The 18,734-nt window shown below is 73.5% G+C and carries 11 protein-coding genes; 7 read left to right on the forward strand and 4 right to left on the reverse strand.

Annotation, left to right across the window (positions count from 1 at the left end; genetic code table 11):
• The first annotated feature begins 110 nt into the window (after positions 1 to 110).
• The 4 genes from ACW14Y_RS36735 (at position 111) to ACW14Y_RS36750 (ending at position 11,692) form a co-directional block, all read left to right on the forward strand.
• Entirely contained in the window at positions 111 to 3,215 is a 3,105-nt protein-coding gene (locus ACW14Y_RS36735) for an AMP-binding protein (protein WP_456988350.1), read from the forward strand.
• Positions 3,216 to 3,275: 60 nt separating this feature from the next.
• Complete coding sequence (locus ACW14Y_RS36740; RefSeq protein WP_380389802.1) at positions 3,276 to 3,713, forward strand: DUF4259 domain-containing protein; 438 nt, start codon at positions 3,276 to 3,278, stop codon at positions 3,711 to 3,713.
• Between the two features lie 156 nt (positions 3,714 to 3,869).
• Positions 3,870 to 11,396 (forward strand): RHS repeat-associated core domain-containing protein, encoded by a 7,527-nt coding sequence (locus tag ACW14Y_RS36745; protein ID WP_456984919.1) that lies wholly within the window; start codon positions 3,870 to 3,872, stop codon positions 11,394 to 11,396.
• Between the two features lie 38 nt (positions 11,397 to 11,434).
• Positions 11,435 to 11,692, forward strand: coding sequence for a hypothetical protein (locus ACW14Y_RS36750; protein ID WP_380304443.1), 258 nt, complete (start codon positions 11,435 to 11,437; stop codon positions 11,690 to 11,692).
• A 100-nt stretch (positions 11,693 to 11,792) separates the two neighbouring features.
• Here ACW14Y_RS36750 and ACW14Y_RS36755 read toward each other — a convergent pair whose 3' ends face one another.
• On the reverse strand, positions 11,793 to 12,728 hold the full coding sequence (locus ACW14Y_RS36755) for an NmrA family NAD(P)-binding protein (protein ID WP_456984920.1): 936 nt from the start codon (positions 12,726 to 12,728) through the stop codon (positions 11,793 to 11,795).
• Between the two features lie 91 nt (positions 12,729 to 12,819).
• On the opposite strand from ACW14Y_RS36755, the gene ACW14Y_RS36760 reads away from it, so the two are divergent.
• On the forward strand, positions 12,820 to 13,734 hold the full coding sequence (locus ACW14Y_RS36760; RefSeq protein WP_456984921.1) for a TetR/AcrR family transcriptional regulator: 915 nt from the start codon (positions 12,820 to 12,822) through the stop codon (positions 13,732 to 13,734).
• Positions 13,735 to 14,238: 504 nt separating this feature from the next.
• Here ACW14Y_RS36760 and ACW14Y_RS36765 read toward each other — a convergent pair.
• Together ACW14Y_RS36765 and ACW14Y_RS36770 are read right to left on the reverse strand one after the other, a co-directional pair.
• Positions 14,239 to 14,889, reverse strand: coding sequence for a hypothetical protein (locus ACW14Y_RS36765; RefSeq protein ID WP_380304435.1), 651 nt, complete (start codon positions 14,887 to 14,889; stop codon positions 14,239 to 14,241).
• A gap of 122 nt (positions 14,890 to 15,011) precedes the next feature.
• On the reverse strand, positions 15,012 to 16,139 hold the full coding sequence (locus ACW14Y_RS36770) for an RICIN domain-containing protein (RefSeq protein ID WP_456984922.1): 1,128 nt from the start codon (positions 16,137 to 16,139) through the stop codon (positions 15,012 to 15,014).
• Positions 16,140 to 16,417: 278 nt separating this feature from the next.
• On the opposite strand from ACW14Y_RS36770, the gene ACW14Y_RS36775 reads away from it, so the two are divergent.
• Positions 16,418 to 17,311 carry a transcriptional regulator gene (locus tag ACW14Y_RS36775; protein ID WP_456984923.1) on the forward strand — a complete coding sequence of 298 codons (894 nt, stop codon included), beginning with the start codon at positions 16,418 to 16,420 and terminating at the stop codon, positions 17,309 to 17,311.
• Between the two features lies 1 nt (position 17,312).
• Here the strand turns inward: ACW14Y_RS36775 and ACW14Y_RS36780 are convergent, their stop codons facing one another.
• Positions 17,313 to 17,960, reverse strand: coding sequence for a TetR/AcrR family transcriptional regulator (locus tag ACW14Y_RS36780; RefSeq protein ID WP_456984924.1), 648 nt, complete (start codon positions 17,958 to 17,960; stop codon positions 17,313 to 17,315).
• A gap of 118 nt (positions 17,961 to 18,078) precedes the next feature.
• On the opposite strand from ACW14Y_RS36780, the gene ACW14Y_RS36785 reads away from it, so the two are divergent.
• Positions 18,079 to 18,702, forward strand: coding sequence for an SRPBCC family protein (locus tag ACW14Y_RS36785; protein ID WP_456984925.1), 624 nt, complete (start codon positions 18,079 to 18,081; stop codon positions 18,700 to 18,702).
• The last annotated feature ends 32 nt before the right edge of the window (positions 18,703 to 18,734 follow it).

Genomic DNA, 18,734 nt, shown 5'->3' on the forward strand with positions numbered 1-18,734 from the left:
CGTCCTGGCCACTTCCGGGAGTCGTCATCAGCACCCGATCCACCGTCAGTGCCGTTCCCGCCGCAGCCGCTTCGGCAGCCGGGACGCCCGACGCGCTCACTCTGACCGACCTGCTCGACGACCGGGCCGCCCGGCACCCCGACCGGCCCGCGCTGATCGCCCCCGGCCGCCCGGCACTCGACTACCGGACGTGGCGGGAGCGGGCCGTGCGCGCCGCCCACGGGCTCGCCCGGGCGGGCGTCCGGCCGGGCGAGCGGGTGCTGCTGCTCTTCCCCAACCGCGCCTGGGACGCCTACGCGGTGGCCTTCCTGGCCGCGCACTACGCGGGCGCGGCGGCCGTCGTCGTCCGCGAGGACCTGAACGCCGAGGACACCGCGCGGCTGGCCGGCGACAGCGGGGCGGTCCTCGCGGTCGCCGAGTACGCCGCCGAGTCCGCCGACACCTCCACCGACGCTTCCACCACCACCTCCGCCGCCGACGGGCGGGCCGCCGCGGCCGGCCTCCGCTGCCTGCCGCTGGCCGGACTGGAGGCCGACGGCGCCGGCGGCGGCACCGGCGACGGCGCGCAGGAGCCGCCGCACCGCCCCGCCCCCGGCGACCTCGCCCAGGTCATCGGCACCTCCGGCACCACCGGCGCGCCCAAGGGCGTGCACGCCGCCCACGCCAGCCTGACGGCCGGTCAGCGCCTCGACCCGCGCCCCCGCCCCTACGCCCACTCCGCGCACGCCGTGCACGCCTTCCCGATCGGCACCAACGCCGCCCAGGTGGTGCTGGTCAACGCGCTGGTGGCCGCGCCCGCCACGATCTGCCTGCCGCGCTTCGACGCCGAGGAGTTCGGGCGGACCGTCGCCGAACACCGCGCCGGCACCGTCTTCCTGGTGCCCTCGATGGCCGTCGAACTGCTCAACTCCGGTGCGATCGGGCGGCACGACCTGAGCAGCGTCCTGCTGATCAGCTCCTCCGCCGCCGCCCTGCCCGCCCCCGTCGCCGCCGCCCTGCGCGAAGCCCTGCCGACCGCGACCCTGGTCAACACCTACACCTCCGCCGAGGCGTCGCCCGCCCAGATATCCGCCGTCGTCGACGCCCGCCGGCCCGGCTCGGTCGGCCGCCCCGCCAACCCGGCCGACCTGCGGCTGCTCGACGAGCACGGGCAACCGGTCACGACCGGCACCGTCGGCGAGGTCTGGCTGCGCCAGCCGGGACCCCCGCGCGGCTACACGGCCGGCGCACGGGCCTCGGCCGCCGTCTTCCGCGACGGCTGGGTGCGGATGGGGGACCTCGGCCGGCTCGACGCCGACGGCTACCTGCACCTGGTCGACCGGGAGAGCGACATCATCAAGTCCGGTGCCCTCAAGGTCTCCACGCTGCGCATCGAGGACGTCCTGCACGCCCACCCGCGGGTCGCCGACGCGGCCGCGCTCGGCCTCCCGCACCCCGTCATGGGCGCCGTGCCGGTGGCCGCCGTGGTGCCCGCCGCCGACGGCCTGGACCTCGACGAACTGCGGCTCTTCCTCGCCGCCCGCCTCGGCCGGGCCGAACTGCCCGTCCGGATCCTGGTCACCGACCGGCTGCCCCGCAACCCCAGCGGCAAGGTCGTCAAGCACGAACTGCGGGCCCGTTTCGACACCCCGGCCGAGGCACCGGCCGGCACCCCGCCCACCAGCGGCACCGAGACCGCCCTCGCCGCGGTCTGGCGCAAGGTGCTCGGCCGGCCGGTCGCGGCCGTCGAGGACGAGTTCTTCGCGCTCGGCGGCGACTCCTTCCGCGCCGTCCAGCTCGCCGCCGCCGTCTCCGCCGAGTTCGGCGTCACCGCGAGCACCGCCCTGGTCTTCGAACGCCCCTCGCTGCGCGCCCAGGCCGCCTGGATCGCCACCGCGCCCAGGACCGCCGGGGCCGCGCCGCCGGTGGACGACGCCGCGCTCTCCCCGTTCCTGCGCGAACTGCGCGCCCAGCCCCACGACATCCCGCTCACCTCCCAGCAGGAGAACTTCCTGCGCTGGACGGCCGAGGCCGAGGGCCGCAACGTCGGCTCGGTGGCCGTGATGTTCCGCGTCACCGAAGCGCTGGACCCGGGCCTGCTGACCGAGGCCCTGTACGAGGCGGTGCGCCGCCACCCCGCGCTGCGCACCCGCTTCGTGCCCGTGCCCGGCGCCCTGCCGGGCGTCCGGCGCGCCGTCGTCGACCCCGAGCCGCAGGTGGAGGCCATCCTGGTCGACGCCCCGGGCGAGAGCGACGACGAGGTGTCGGCCCGGCTGATCGCCGTCCGGGACCGGCTCACCGACGTCGGCGAGGGCCCGATGACCGGCCTCGCCGTGGTCAGCCGGGCCGCCGACGACCACGCGGTGCTGCTCGCCGTCCACCACATCGTCGGTGACGGCTGGTCGGTCGGCGTGCTGCTGCGCGACCTCGGCGTCATCTACTCGGCCCTGCGCCGCGGCCGCCCGGCGCCCCCGCCCCGGCCGATGCCGACCCTCGGTGAGCTGGTCACCCGCGCCAACGCCAACTGGCCCGTCGCCCGGGCCCACTTCGCCCGCACCCTGGCCGGCGCGCCGGAGGCGGTGGACCCCTTCCCGGGCCGCGCCGACACCGAGACGGTGCTCAGCGCCGCCCATCGGCTCACCGTCCCCGCCGAGCGGGCCGCCGCCCTGCGCGCCCGGGCCGCCGAGGCCGGGGCGACCCCCTTCCAGGTCCTCGCCACGGTCTGGCTGGGCCTGCTCGCGGAACGCAGCGGCCAGGACGACCTGGTCCTGATGACCCCCGTCCCCGGCCGCACCACGCCCGAGGCCGAACAGGCCGTCGGCTGCTTCGTCCAGTCCCTCCTGCTGCGGGTCGACGCCTCCGGCGGGCCCGGCTTCGCCGAACTCCTCGCCCGCGTCCGCGACACCGCCACCTCGGCCCTGGACCACCAGCTCTACCCCTTCGCGGAGTTCAGCCCGCTGGTGCCGTTCGCCGCCTGGCTCCGCTACGAGAGCTGGAACGCCCCCGCCCAGCTCCCCGGCCTCGCCTGCACCGCCTGGGAGGTCCCGCGCAGCGCCACCGTGCCCTACCCGATGCCCGGCGGCGACCGCCACGTCCCCGAACTCGCCGCCACCGAACAGCCCGACGGCTCCCTGGTCTGCTGGCTCCGCTACAACGAGCACGCCTTCACCCCGGCCGTCGTCGAATCCCTCGCCACCGCCCTGGAGGCCCGTCTGACGGAGGCCGCCGGCGGCTGAGCCCGCGTGACTGTCGGTGGGCGGTGCCATGATCCCCGGAAACGAGCTGAGGAGAGCACCGTGGGTACCTGGGACATCGGCCACTTCGACAACGACACCGCGGCGGACTTCTGCGCCGGCCTGGACGAGGTGGCGGAGGAGGAGCGGGAGGGGCTGGTCCGCCGTGCGCTGACGCTGGCCGCCGACACCGGTGCCGAGGACTACCTCGACTACGACGAGGCGGTGGAGGCGGTGGCCGCCGCCGCCCTGGTCGCGTCCCAGTGCCCCGGGGGTGCGCCGGTCACCAGTGCCTACGGGCCCGAGAAGCCGCTCCCGGCCCTCCCCGCCGATCTGCGGCCGCTCGCGGCGGCGGCCCTGGACCGGGTGGTCACCGAGGAGTCCGAGCTCGCCGAGCTCTGGGACGAGGGCGGGGAGGGATCGGCCTGGCGCCGTACCGTCCGGGAGCTCCGCGACGTCCTCGCCCCGGCGCCCGGTCCGGCCCCGGAGGCGCTGTTCTGAGGCTCCTCCCGGCACCTCACGGGCGTGGGCCGGTGAGGTGCCGGTGGGTTCCCGGTGCGGTTCTGGGGTGATTAGCCGTCATCGGCGGTCGGGCGGACGGAAATCGTTCATCCGTCCGACGTCCGAAGGTAGCGGGTCGTCGAGATCCTCTACGGCATGCGAACGTTGAGACGATCTCTGATCGCCGTACTGGTGACCCTGGCACTGGTCTGCGGACTGGTCCAGGCTGCCGGCGCGGCCACCGGCGGCGGGCGACGCGCCGCCGCCCTACCGGGGCCGGTGGCCTCCGAACCCCTGCCGCCGGGGCAGGTGACCGGCCAGGTGAAGGCGGGGCCGGACGACCCGACCACCCAGGAAGCCGCACCGGAGTCCGGGCCGCGGCACGAACAGGCCGAACGGATCCGGGCGGCACTCGCCGAGCGGCAGGCGCCGCCGCCCGTCCTGCCCGACCCGCCGTCGCCCGACGCGGCGGACGCCGACGGCGGGGTCGTCGGGCAGCCGCAGAAGGCCGACACCCCGGCGGCCACCCCGTCGGCCACCGCGGCCACCGCGGTTTCGGCGCCCTCGGCGCCCGGCGCGGCGCGCGGCACCACCGTGGGCGACGCCGTGTACCACGGGACGAGCGGCGAGGACGCAGCGGCCGAGGGGGATTCGGCCGACGCGTCCGGAGGCGTGGTCCGGGCGGCGGTCAGCTACGGCGCCACGTACGACCCGGCACCGTCGTTCGTCCAGAACCCCCGCTACGACAACCCGGGCCGCCAGACGGTGCGGGTCAGCAACACCGGGAACACCACCTGGGCGGCCGGCTCGGTGAGCCTCGGCTACCACCTGCGGTGGAGCGACGGCACGATCTACAACGACAACGGCACCGGCACCATCATCGACGTGGCCGTGCCGCCCGGCTACTACGTCGACGTCAACGCGATCTTCCAGACGCTGCCGGCCGGTTCGTTCGTCCTCAACTGGGACCTGAGGGTGGTGAACGGGGGCGGCAACGGGTTCTACTCCTCGCTCGGCGTCCCCGCCTCCCGGGCGGTGGGGATCAACGTCCCCCACTACGCGCCCACCGGGTATGTGTACGGCCCGGAGTACAACGCGACGCTCGACAGCCTCAGCCCGTACCTGACCTTCGGCGTCGGTGCGGACCGCACCCAGAACAACTACACCGAGTTCCAGATCTGCCCCGACACCACCCTGTCCGGCTGCTGGAGCTCGGGGCAGCTGCCCGTCACGATGGGCGGGTTCTTCGCGGCCAAGACGATCCAGCCGCCGGCCGGGGTGCTGTCCTGGAACCGGACCTCCTACTGGCGGGCCCGGGTCACCGACGCCAGCTACCCGAACACGCCGTGGTCGACCCTGTCGCCGTTCACCACCGTGGTCACCGCCGCACCGGGGGCCCACCTCGGCCCGGGCCAGGCCGACCCGGCCGGGGTCGACCTCTTCCAGGGCAACTTCAGCCACACCGACACGGACTTCACCCTGCCGGTCGACGGCACCACGGTCACCGTGGCCCGGACCTACAACAGCGCCAGTACGACCCCCGGCGTCTTCGGCCCCGGCTGGTCCTCGCTGCTGGACGTGCGCCAGGACGTCTCCTCCGACGGGTTCCTGACGGTCACCTACTCCAGCGGCCGCCGGATCCGCTACGGCCGCAACCCCGACGGCACCTACGTCGCGGCCTACGGGCAGTCCGACGAGGCCCGCTACGCCCGGCCGGGCCTGGTCGGACTGCCGGACGGCACGATCTACACGTTCAACCCGGACGGCACCCTGCACAGCACCACCGGCCCGGGCGGGCAGGTGGGCTACCTCGACTACAGCGGCGGCCGGCTCAGCCGGATCGACCTGGGCGTCTCCCGCCACCTCTACGCCACCTGGGACGGCAGCGGCCGGCTCACCGCGCTCTCCACCAACGGCGGGACGCCGCAGCGCCTGCCCGGCGTGCAGACCTGGACCTACGGCTACAACGCCCAGGGCGGGCTGGCCTCCGCCTGCAACCCGCGCTGGGACGTCTCCGCGTGCACCGCGTACGCGTACGACGGGCCGGGCGGGCGGCTGAGTACGATCACCCCGCCGAACGGGGCCGCCGAGACCGTCACCCTCGGCTACGACCCGGTCGACGGCCGGGTGACCACCGTCGCGCTCCCCAACGCCTCCGGGCCCGGCGGCGACAACTGGCTCTACGCCAAGCACGACCCGGTCCAGACCAACGCGGCGTTCACGGTCCTCGTCACCGCGCCGACCGGTCAGACCACCAACTACCAGTTCGGCCAGCGCGGCGAGTTGTGGAACCGCTGGTCGGGCACACCCACTCCCCAGAGCACCAACACCCGCAGCTGGACGTACGACCGGGCCGGCCGGACCGAATCCCTGACGGACGAGAACGGCAACTCCACCGAGTACTACTACGACGGCTGGGGCAACCTCAAGACCGTCAACCAGGCACGCGACGGGCAGACCCTGGTCACCACCAGCTACCACCGCTTCACCGGTGACGGCACGACGTACAACCTCGACGACCCCCGGACGGGCAAGGTCGTCGAGGTCGTGGACCAGAACTTCAACCGGACCACGATGGCGTACAACAGCCACGGCGACGTGACCGCCGTGACCGCGCCGCCCACCGCCGCCGCCCCGGGCGGGGCCCGGACCACCTACACGTACACCTGTGACACCGGCGCGGGCTGGAACTCCGCCGCCGCCCCGGTCACCGTCAACGACCCGGCGGGCGGCGGCGGCAGGCAGCCCTGCGGGATGCTCTCCGCGACGACCGACCCCGACGGCCGCACCACCCGCTACGAGTACGACTCCTTCGGCGAACAGACCAGGACGACCACGCCCACCGGCGAGGTCACCGACCTGTTCCACGACGGCTTCGGCCACCTCACGCGCAAGACCGTGGCACTGCCCGACGGCTCGCCCGCGGCCGAGACGACCTACGTCTACGACGGCGTCGGCCACCTCGTCTCCCAGACCGACCCCGCGGTCAAGAACGAGATCACCGGGGTCGTCCACCAGCGCAGAGCCGTCAACACCTACGACGCCAACGGGAACCTGAGGACCAGCACCGTCTCCGACACCACACCGTCCGCGAACGGCGGCGACACCGCCCGCACCACCGCCTACGACTACGACACCCGGGGCCGGCGGACCGCCGTCCGGGTGAACGGCACCGGCACCGGGACCAAGACCTACGACGGCCTCGGCAACGTCGTCCGCAGCACCGACGGCAACGGCAACGTCTACACCTACACCTACCACGAGCGGAGCGGCTGGCTGCTGGGCATCGCCATGCCCGACTTCGCCGACGACCCGGCGACCCCGGGGAGCAAGCGCGAGGTCCAGCTCGTCGCCTACACCTACGACAACGCCGGGCGGATCGCCACCAGCCGGGACGCGATGGGCGCCCGCGTCGCCTACACCTACTCCCCGGACAACCTGAAGCTCACCGAGACCTTCAGGGACTACCGCGACACCCCCACCTCGCCGGCCCGCGACCTCGTCCTGCACAGCTACACCTACGACCTGGCCGGGAACGTCCTGACCGACCTGGCCGGTGGCACGCGGACCACCACCCACACCTACGACGCGACGAACGCACCCATCAGCAGCACCCTCGACCCGACCGGACTGAAGCGCACCACCACCAGCACCTACGACCCGGCCGGACTGCCGCTCACCAGCACGCTGTCGGACGGCACCCGCACCGAGACCAGCGCCAACCAGTACGACGCGGCCGGCCGACTGGTCCGCACGATCGTCCACAACGACGCCACCGCCGACCTGGTGACCGCCTACGTCCGCGACGCCCGCGGCCAGCCGCTCGCCGTCACCGACCCGCGCGGCATGCCGACGGCCGGCTCCACCCCGGACCCGGCGTTCACCACCACCCACCGCTACGACGCCCTCGGCCGTCCGGCAGCCATCACCGGCCCGCAGGTGAAGGCGGAGGACGGCACCGGCACCGCGCCCGTCACCGTCACGCCGACCGCCGGACGCGGCTACAACACCTTCGGGGAGCTCACCGACGTCCGCGACGCGCGCGGCCAGGTCACCCGGACCGCGTTCGACAACCGCGGCCGCCGGGTCGAGATCGTCCACCCCACCTCCAGCGAGCCGAACGGCACCGTCGTCACCCCCCGCGAGAAGTGGGCGTACGACAACAACGACAACGTCGTCGCCCGCACCGACCTGCTCGGGCAGACCACCGACATCACCTACGACGGGCGCAACCGCCCGGTGAAGGTGACGGCGCCGGCGGCCACCGCGGGCGGCGCCCGAGGTGTCACCCGCTACGCCTGGAACGACGGCGGCAAGCTGCTCTCCGAGATCGGCCCCACCGGCGCGCAGACCCTGCGCACCTACGACGAAACGGGCCGGGTCAGCACCCTCGTCACCGTCGAGCGCTACGTCCACGGCCCGGGCGGCGCACAGCAGTTCACCACCAGCTACCGCTACGACCCGTTCGGCGACCTGCTGACCGAGAGCTCGAACGGCACCGGCGTCATCCGCAGCTACAACGCGGCCGGCGAGACGGTCAACCGGACCGTCACCGGGCGGGCCACCACCGCCTACCACTACGACGTGGCCGGCCGGGTCGACCGGATCACCGACGAACTCGGGCGCCGCACCGACGTCACCCACGACCTCGCGGGCCGGGAGATCCGCCGCACCGTCTCCGACGACAACGGCGTCACCCTCTCCACCACCGCCTGGACCAACGACCGGGCCGGTCTGCGCACAAGCATCACCGACCCGAACGGCAACACCTGGCAGACCTCCTACGACGCCCTCGGCCGGGCCGAGAAGCTCACCGACCCGGTGCCCACCGACGCCGACGGGAACACCCTGCCCGCGCCGGTCACCTCCTTCGGCCACGACGCGGCGGGCAACCGCACCCGGCTGACCGACGGCAACGGCAACGCCACCTTCACCACCTACAACGCCTGGAACCTGCCCTCCGTCCGGACCGCACCCGCCACCACCGCCCACCCGGCCGTGGCCGACCGGACCTGGCGCAACAGCTACAACGCGAACGGCGCGCCCGTCGCGACCACCGCCCCGGGCGGCGTCTCCACGGCCTCCGGCTACGACCTGCTCGGCCGGCTCACCGCCACCACCGGCAGCGGCGCGGAGGCGACCACCCAGGCCCGGCACTACGGCTACGACCTGGCCGGCCGGGTGACCTCGGTCGACGCGATCTACGGCACCGAGAACTTCGCCTACAACGACCGCGGCCTGCTCCTCGCCTACAGCCACCCGAGCTTCGCCGGGGACGGCGACGCCGTCTACGTCAACCAGTACGACGCCCTCGGCCGGATCACCGTACGGTCCGGCGCCGCCGGCACCACCGCGTTCGGCTACGACAACGCGGGCCAGGTCACCACCGCGACCGACTCGCTGACCGGCACCACCCGCGGCTACACCTACGACCAGGCCGGGCGGACGACCGGCCAGACCGACACCACCGCCGGCGGCGCCGTCGCCGCCCGGTACAGCTTCGGCTACGACGGGCTGGACCGCCCGCTCACCGAGTCGGCCTTCGACGCGGCCGGCAACCAGACCGGCCGGATCACCTACGGCTGGGACGCCAACGGCAACCTGACCAGCACCAGCGGCAGCGGGAAACTGGTCGGCCAGTCGGACCGGACGTACCGCTACGACGCCGCCAACCGGCTGATCAGCTCGATCGAACCGGGCACCCAGACCGACTACCGCTGGGACGCGGCCGGCAACCGCACCTCCGCGACCGTCTCCACCCTGGTCGGCGGGGTGCGGACTGCCCCCGTCACCACGACCGCCCAGTACGACCAGCGCAACCGCCTGATCCGCACCGACAGCCCGCAGGCCGCCGCCTCCTACCAGTGGCAGCCGCGCGGAACCCTCGCCGCGGTGACCACCGAGGCCCTGCCCGAGGGCGACCCGGTCACCGTCCGCACCAAGTCCGACGCCTTCGACCAGACGGTCGACGACGGCGGCACGGCCAACAGCTACGATGCCCTCGGCCGACTGGTCCTCAGCAACGGCCGGAACATCGAGTACGACGGCCTGGGCGGCGAGCCCGTCGCGGACGGGCAGTGGCTCTACGCCCGCGATCTCGCCGAGCGTCCGACCGGGGCCAAGTCCCTCGCGGGACAGACCTCCTCGCTGCTCACCAACGTGCACGGCGACGTCATCGGCGCCGCCGACCCGGCCAACGGCGCCTCCCGGGGCACCCGAAGCTACGGTCCGTTCGGCGAGGCACGCGCCGGTGCCGCCGGGATCGCCCCGCTCGGCTTCCAGGGCGGCTGGACGGCGCCCTCCGGCAAGGTCGACGCCCGCTCTCGCTGGTACGACCCGGTCACCGGCGGCTTCACCGCCCAGGACAGTGCACCCGGCCCGGTCTCCGGCGCCGCCTCCGCCAATCTCTACGGCTACGGCGCGGGCAACCCCACCAGTCGGGTCGACCCCGACGGGCACTTCGCGGTCGGGGTCATCGGCGGCACCTTCGGCGAGATCGTCGCGGGACTGGGCGACGTCGCGGCGGTCGGTGCCGAGATCATCGCCGGGGCCGCCCCCGAGATCGCCGAAGCGGTCGGCGTCGGGCTGATGGAGGCCGGGATCGACGTCGCGGCCGGGGTGGCCTGCGTGATCGGCTGCCTGGAGGCCCTGATCGTCGGGGCCGTCGTGGTGGTCGTCATCGCCGGCGTCTACTTCGCGATGCAGGTCAGCGCCGACGGTTCGCTCGGCTCGCCCTCGACCGTCAGCCCCGACGCGACCCCGATCGAGGTCGACCCGATCACCGCCCCGCCCGTCGGTATCGACGCGCCCGTCGGCACCCCGGTCGGCACACCCACCACCGTCCCCGTCGGCGCGCCCGGCCCGGAGTTCGGTCCGCCCACGCCGCCGGAGACCCACCGGCCGAAGGCCACGTCGACGACCAGGACGTCGAGCTGGACCGAGACCAGTAGCTGGTACGACGACACGTTCCTCTACAACCGCACCGACAACTACGTCCAGACCACCACCACGCACTACCTCGACGGCGTCCAGACCGGCGAGCCCTCCGTCCGGACCGACCACAGCTGGGTGCTGACCTGGCAACTGCTGATCGACACGTCCAACCCGGTCGTGATCGAGGTCCCGACCCCGGGCGAGGCCCAGAAGCCGGTCGAGGAACAGGGCACCGCCCGCGCCGACGGTACCTGCGGCAACGGCGGATCCCCGGCCGCCTGCGCCGGGGAGGAATCCGGGCCGAAGCCGACCGACGCCGGAATGGGCGGCAAGGGCGGCGACGGCGGATCCGAGCCGGCGAGCTGCCTCCCGGACCCGGCCCACTTCGACCGCGGCAAGGCGTCGGAGAGCGGCAAGGAGCCGGCACCGAACGCCAAGGCCCCGAAGGGAAAGAAGGGGCAGAAGGACGTCCCCCGGCAGAGCCGGGCCGGCCGGGCGCTCGGCAAGAAGGGCGGCCGGGACGGCAACAGCAACGGGTGGCCGACCGCACCGGGCAACCCGGTGAACCTCAATCCGGTCGCCCAGGCCCTGCTGGACCGGCTGCTCGGAGATCCGAGGGGTGTGGTGACGGTCGGGCGCGGCCGGATCGGCGGCGACTACGAGGACTGCTACGACTTGGAGATACCGGGCGAGCCGCACGGGGCACGGTTCTCGTTGGACAGCATCTTCGAGACCTTCCTGAACTTCTGACCCGCCCGTTCGTGATGTTGTCGAGAGGAGTGGAGGCGATGCCGGTGAGGCCGGAGCTGTGGCAGCCGGGCCCGGAGACCCGGGTCATCGAGTCGGAGGGATCGGATCCGGACACCTGGATCGTCGAGTTCAGGGACCGGCGGCTCGACGAGCGGGGCACCGTGCTCGCGGTCGTCCGGCCGGAGGACGGCACCTGGGCCGAAGCCGTGCTGAGTGTTCCCCCGGACGTCGACGAGCTGCCGGTGGCGTTCGTCGGCTGGGCGCTCGAAGAGGCCAGGCGGCGGCTGGACCGCTGACCCGCCCGCTCGCCGGGGCCGCCGCACCTGTGCGGCGGCCCCGGCTTCTTTCGTGCGCCCCGCCCGGCGGCAGGGCGCCCCCGCAGGGCGGGTGACCACGTCAAGCAGCCTGTTCCGGAGCACCGGGGGCGTCGAACCGGGCGCGCAGCGCGGCGGCGCCGCCCTCGGCGAGCCAGTCGCCGAGGGTGCGCAGCCCGGGGTGGACCACCCGCAGTTCCTCGATGTCGACCCGCCAGCGGTGGCCCTCGGCCCACTGCCGGCGGACCTCGGCGAGTCCGGGGTGCAGCGCGGCGGCCTCGTCGTGGCCGATCTGCTCGTAGCGCAGCGCCTGCCCGGTCGCGGCGGCGATCGCGGCGACGGCCTCGACCGGGGTCGGGGCGTCACCGGCCAGCTCCAGCGTCCGGCCGGCGAAGCGCTCCGGCTGCTCGAAGGCCAGGGCGGCGATCTCGGCGATGTCCTCGACCGCGATGATCTGGAGCGGTTCGTCCGGGGGGAAGAGGTGGCGGTGGACCCCGTTCGTGAACCCGTCGAGGGGCACTCCCGCCACCCCCAGGTAGTTCGTCATGAACCGCACCGGCCGCAGCACCGTCACCTGCCCGATCCGCTCGCGCAGGTACTGCTCGGTGCGGCGCTTCCCGGGGGCCGCGAACGCCGTGCCGGTGGTCGGGGCGACGCCGGTGAACACCACCTGGCGCACGCCCGCGGCCTCGGCCGCGTCGGCCAGCGCCCGCCCCCGGGCGAAGTCCAGCTCCTCGTCGAGGCCCGCCGGTCCGTAGGCCACCGGCGGCACGGCGAACAGCGCCCCGGCTCCGGCCAGCGCCGGGCCCAGGCTCGCCGGGTCGTCGAGGTCCGCGACGGCCAGCTCGGCCCCGGCCTCCGCGAGCGCCGCGGCGGCGGGCGCCGAGGCGTCCCGCACCAGCGCGCGCACCGGGCGCCCGGCGGCCAGCAGCCGTCGGGCCGTCGCCCCGCCCTGGTTCCCGGTGGCGCCGGTCACGGCGACGACGCTCCAGGCGGTGTCATCGGTATCGGTGGTCATGTCGTCCTCCCTCGCCCCGGTCTGGGTTTCACCCCGGGGATCTGGGATACTCCAACCCGTTTGACTCCGGGGGCACAAGGGGTTTCGTGACATGACGACGGTGATCGGCGCGGGCGACCGGAGCGACGCCCGCCGCAATCGGGCCAGGGTGCTGGCGGCGGCGGGGGAGGCGTTCGCGGAGCGGGGGCTCGATGTCCCGCTCGGGGACATCGCCCGCCGGGCGGGCGTCGGCGCCGGCACGGTGTACCGGCACTTCCCGACCAAGCACGCCCTCGTCGAGGCGGTGTTCGCCCAGCAGTTGGGCGAGTTGGTCGCCTCCGGAGAGCGCCGGACGGCCCGGTCCGAACCCACCGAGGCCTTCTTCGGGTTCGTCCTGGACGTCATCGACACCTCGCGCAGCCGCGCGACCATCTGCGATGTGATGTCGGCCGACGCGAGCTGGCCGCGCCCGGTCCTGACGGCCACACTGGCGCGGCTGCACCATCTGCTGACGGTGCTGCTGGAGGCCGCCCAGCGGGACGGCGGCGTTCGGCCCGACGTGGACCCGGACGACATCGTCGCCCTCACCGTGGGCTGCGCCGCGATGTTGACGGCCCGCCACGACCGCGCGGCCGGACTCCAGTTGGTCCGGCTGACCCTGGACGGCCTCCGGCCCTCCGCCCCGGTTGTCACGGAAGGGCGGTCCTTCCGTGACAACCGGGGCCCGCACCGGACCCGCCCCGGCCTGCGAGGAGTGCGGAGCGGTGCTCACCGTCCACCCCACCGGCCGCCCGGCCCGCTACTGCGGCACCACGTGCCGCCAGCGCGCCCACCGCCGCCGCCCCGCCCCCTGAACCGGCTCCCTTCCGCCGGTCGACGTCGTCAGACGGAGCCGGTGGGAGACCCGACCGGCCGGGGGAGACACGGCTGGGTCGAGGTCGGGGCGGGCGTGCTCGGGGCGGGGGACGGGGTGGCGCACTCGTCGGGGTACATCGGCCCGATCATCGAGACCCGGTTCACCTGGTAGGGGCCCTGCCCGTACCACCCGTGGAAGGTGACGGTCACCTCGTGGCTGTTGCCGATCACGAGGGTCGTGGCCAGGGACCTCCAGGTCGGCCCGTCGGCCCAGAGGGTCACCTCGCCGGTGCCCGTCCCGGTGCCGGCGACGGTGACGAAGGTGTAGGAGCCGGACATGGAGGCCGAAAAGCTGTACCGCGTACCGGCGACCACCGGCACCCGTTGTGTGCAGCCCGCGTAGCTCTGTTCACCGGGGCGGCCCTCGACGCCCCGGTCGGTCTGCGTGAACTCCCCTTCGCAGGACCAGCCGCGGGCCAGCGGGTCGCGGAACTCGCCGTTCTTGATCCATTCCAGGGGCGCGGGCTGGGCTGCGGCGGAACCGTTCGCGGCCACGGCGGCCGTACCGGCCAGGACGAGGGCGCCGAGGACGGCACCGAGGGGGTTGCCGCCAGTGGCGCGGCGGGGGTGTGACGGGCGCATGGGTGTCTCCGGGTGTGGGGAGGAGGGCCGACCGTCAGGGGATGTACGTGCGCTGGCAGGTGGGTGTGGGCGAAGGCGATCCGGGCCCTTCGGTGCCCGTCGGCGTCGGCGACGGGCTGTCGGGCTCCCCGCAGGGAGGCGGTGGGTACCCGGGGCCGCTGAAGGACACCCGTCGCACGTCGTACGTCGGCTGCTCGTACCAGCCGTGGAAGTACACGGTCAGCTCGGTGGTGTCCGGCCCGGTGTCGACCTGCACCGACAGGTTGTTCCAGTCGCTCCGGCTCGACCAGGTCGAGGCGTTCTCGCCCCCTGCTCCCGTGACGCCGACGAAGGCGAACGACCCGCGCACCGTGGCGTACAGCAGGTAGCGGGAGTTCGGCAGCACCCGCACCCGCTGCGTGCACCGGGTGTTGTTGTCGGCGGTCGGATACCCCGTCACGTAGTGGTCGTGCGGGATGCTGCTGGACCGGACGTCACCGTCGCACTTCCAGATCCACGGGTAGGAGTCGAAACCCCCGTTGAGGATCAGCTCGGCGTGCGGTTGCGGATCCGCCGCACCGGCGGCGAACCCGGTGCTGGACGCCAGCCCGACGGTCGAGGCCGCCGCCGCGAGGGCGGTCAGGGCCAGCCCGACGGAGAGTCTGCCGCGCCGGCGGCCGGGTCGGGGTCGAACGGTTGCACGCATGCCGTCTCCAGTGGGGGAGTACTGACGGGGCAGCGGTGCGAGGGAGTGGACCACACCCTGGTGGACCCGGCCGACCCCCGTCAAGGGTCCTGGACGGGAGCGGCCGGGAGGGCGGGATCAGGTCAGGGCTTCTCGCCCTCGGCCCAGGTGATGTTGACCTCGTCGATGAAGTAGTGGCCGTCGAAGCGGAGGAAGACCTTGGAACTGGTGTCGTTGTCCGCGATCCAGCTCTTGTTCCACTGCACGACGGTGCCGGCGCCGTCCACCCTGGGATAGTAGAGGCCCTCGCGGCGTTCGGGCCGGTTGTAGAAGCCGTGCCCGTTGGCCAGCTTCCACGGCGTCCGCACGAGGGCGCCGTCGACGTCGGCGAAGAGCGCGGCGGGGAAGTTGGTGCGGGCGATCAGCTTCGGCGGCACGTAGTGGACGGTGACCTCGTCGCCGTCCACGTAGCGGGCGGGCTCCCCGGGCAGCCGGTGGAAAGCCTTGCGTACGGCGCCGTTGGTCTCGTAGCTGTCCGTGAAGGCCACCAGAGTTCCCTCCCGGCCCTCCCTGTACCAGTCGCCCCGGGAGTAGTGGTCGAAGTCGAAGGTCGTGATATTCGTGCCCGGGGTGAGGAGCTCCCCGGGGACCTCCCGGAAGACCGTCTCCTCGAAGATCGCCTCGACGGTCCGGGTGTCCTTCTCGAAGCGCCGGGCCGGCACCCGGACCCGTCCCGTCCCCACCGGCAGATCGGCGGCCTTCGGCGCCGGGGCGGGTGCGGGCTTCGGCGGCGGGACCGGCGCGGGCGCCCACGCGGTGCAGGCCCGGTCCTCGGCCCCGGCACCCTTCTCCAGGACCAGTGGCCCACCCGGCCGCTCGGCGGCCGGATCGGCCAGTCCGAGAAGGCAGTTGGAGGAGTCGTGGAGAGCCATCAGCCGACCGGTGTCACGCTGCACGAAGGCCCGCCACGCCTGCCGCCAGTACGAGGTGTCACTGCCGGTGTCGGAGAACTTGGGCCGCAGCGTGACCGCGGCACCCCGGCTCGACACCTCGGCGGTCAGGTAGAGGCCGGTGGCGACATGCCGGATCCGATGGTTGATCACCCGGAACCGCTCCGCCACCCACTGCTCCCCCTCCCCGCCGACCTCGGGCCCGAGCACCACGGCCGTACCCTCCGGGCTCCCCGGAGGAACGGCCGCCACCAGCCCGGGAATCCGGTGCAGGCGTAACACGAACGTCTCGGCAGGCCAGTCGACCAGCATCTTGAACATCCTCTCGACCATCGGACATGACATCACGTCACACCATGATCACCCGATCGATGGTCCCCGCACCAGGCCGCCCCGGCATCGTGGATCGACCCACTGGGCAAGAGCAGTCCGTGGGAATGGTGGAAGGACTGGTCGACCTCGGGAGTGCCGACATGGATCCATCGCGCAGAGGCGTGCTCGGGGCCGGCCTCTACTCAGTAGCGCTGACCGTTCCCGGGTGGCCGGACGTGGTGGGGAGGTTCGAGAGGCTCGGGTCCGATCCGCATGCCAGGATCGGAATGGGTGAGGTCGAGTCCGTCATTGCCATGACGGAGCGGATCAGTGAGATCGACGACCAGTTCGGCGGCCGCACCGCGCGGCCCATGGCGGCGGCGTTCATGGTCAACAACATCGTCCCGTACCTTCGCGCCACGGCTTCGGACGAGGTGCGCAGGGCGATGCTCTCCGCTGCGGCCGACCACCTCTATCTGACGGGGTACATGGCCGTCGACGAACGGCTGGACACACTGGGGCAGAGCTACTACACCAAGGCGCTGGAGCTCGCGCTCGCGGCCGGTGACCATCTCACGTACTGCACCACGTTGCGTGGCATGAGCGTGCAGGCCGTCGAACTCGGTCACGGGGCGGAGGCGGTACGGCTTGCGGATGCGGCGTCGAGTGCCTCGCCGCAGGCCGGGCCGAGGATGCGGGCCTTCCTGGCCGGGCAGCAGGCGCACTCCCTCGCGCGGACCGGCGATCGCGCGGGGGCGTTGGCGATGTTGCGTGCGGCGGAGGTCGCGATGGAGCAGGCCGAGTCCAAGGCCAAGGCGCACGGCTCGTACGATCCCGCGTCGCTCGCCTATCACATGGCGCAGGTGAACCATGAACTCGGCGACCGGGAAGGGGCGATCAGGGCGCTGCAACACTCCGAGAAGGTCAGGCCCGCCGTGTACCGGCGGGCCCGGGTGCGTCATCGGGCGATGCTGGCCGAGTGGCAGGTCGAGGCCGGTCGGCTCGAAGAGGCGCTGCAGAACTGGCACTTGGCCTTGGACGAGTACCCGCAGGTGCAGTCCGGTCGGGCGGACGACCGGTTCCGGGCGATGGTCGCGGCGGTTCGCCCGTACCGTCGCGACGCGCGGGTGCGGGGGCTGCTGGAGCGGGCGCGGCCGATGGCGGGTGCGCGGAGGGCCTGAATCAGCCCAGCAGGGTGGCGAGTTCGGACTCGAAGAGGGCCTCGGCGTCGAAGCCCATGCCGCCGAAGTGGCCGGCCAGTTCCAGCGACAGCACGCCGTGGAGGCGGGTCCACAGGGAGAGGAACAGGGCGAGCGCCTCCGGCGGTGCGGGGTGGCCGGCGGCCCAGGTGCGGTGGTCGGCGAGGTGGGTGGCGAGGGGTGAACCCGGGGCGGTCCGGGGGAGGGCGGCGGTGCAGGCGTCGATGAGGGTCACCGCGATCTCCTGGGAGATCGCCCTCGTGTCCTCGGGGGCCTCGTAGCCGGGTACCGGGGTGCCGTAGAGCAGCAGGTAGCGCTGCGGGTCGGCGAGGGCCCAGGTGCGCAGGGCGCGGGCGAGGCCGGCCAGGTCGGCTCCGGAAGCGGCGGCCGCACTCAGGGTGTCCGCGAGGTCGCGGTAGGCCTCGCGGACGAGTTCGGTGATCAGCTCGTCCCGGTTGGCGAAGTAGCGGTAGAGCGCGGGGCCGCTCATGCCCATGTGCTTGGCGATCGCGTTCAGCGAGAGCGCGGACGCGCCGGCGGTGGCGATCTGTTCCCAGGCGCGTTCCATGACCTCGGCGCGGACCTGGGTGCGGTAGCGCTCGCGGGGGGTGGTGGGGTCGCTCTTCGCCATGGTGGGGGTCGCCTCTCGGATGTGTTGGTTAGAGGGTATCACGGAAGCTATTGACTCTCGGGAAGACCATGAGTTAGAACTTCTAACAAGAAGAACGAGGGCTAGGGAAGGAAATGCCATGTTCGGTATGCGCAAGGCCGGAATCCGGGCCGCCGTGATCACGGTTCCGCTGGTCGTCGGGCTGTTGGGCGGCGCCGCGGCCCCGGCGGGGGCGCACTCCACGAGGCCGGCCAAGGGCCTCACCTGCCGGGGAGCCGGGGTCGACCCGGCCGCGCAGATCCGGTACCGGACCGAGGCCGTGGTCAACGCGCCGCTGGACGTGATCTGGAAGCTGCAGACGGACGTCGACCGCTGGCCGTCCTGGCAGCAGGCGGTCAGCAGCGCCGAGCGGCTGGACCACGGGCGGTTCCGGGCCGGGTCGGCCTTCCACTGGACGACGCCGATCCCGCCCGGCACCGGCATTCCGGCCACCGCTCTGGACATCACCTCGACCGTGCGGCAGGTCGAGGACCGCTCCTGCCTCCGCTGGACCGGCCCGGCGGACGGCGAGGGCCTGCACATCGACGGGGTGCACGTCTGGACCTTCACCAAGGTGCGGGGCGGGGTGCGGGTGAGCACCGAGGAGACCCACACCGGGCCGCAGGTCGACGCCAATGTGCCGTTGGCGACCGCGATCCTGCGGACGGGGCTGGAGGCGTGGCTGACCGACCTCAAGGCGGCCGCCGAGGCCCGGGTGCGGTGAAGCGGGGGGCGGGCCGCGGCCCGCCCCCCGGA

This window comes from Kitasatospora sp. cg17-2 (genome assembly GCF_054031055.1).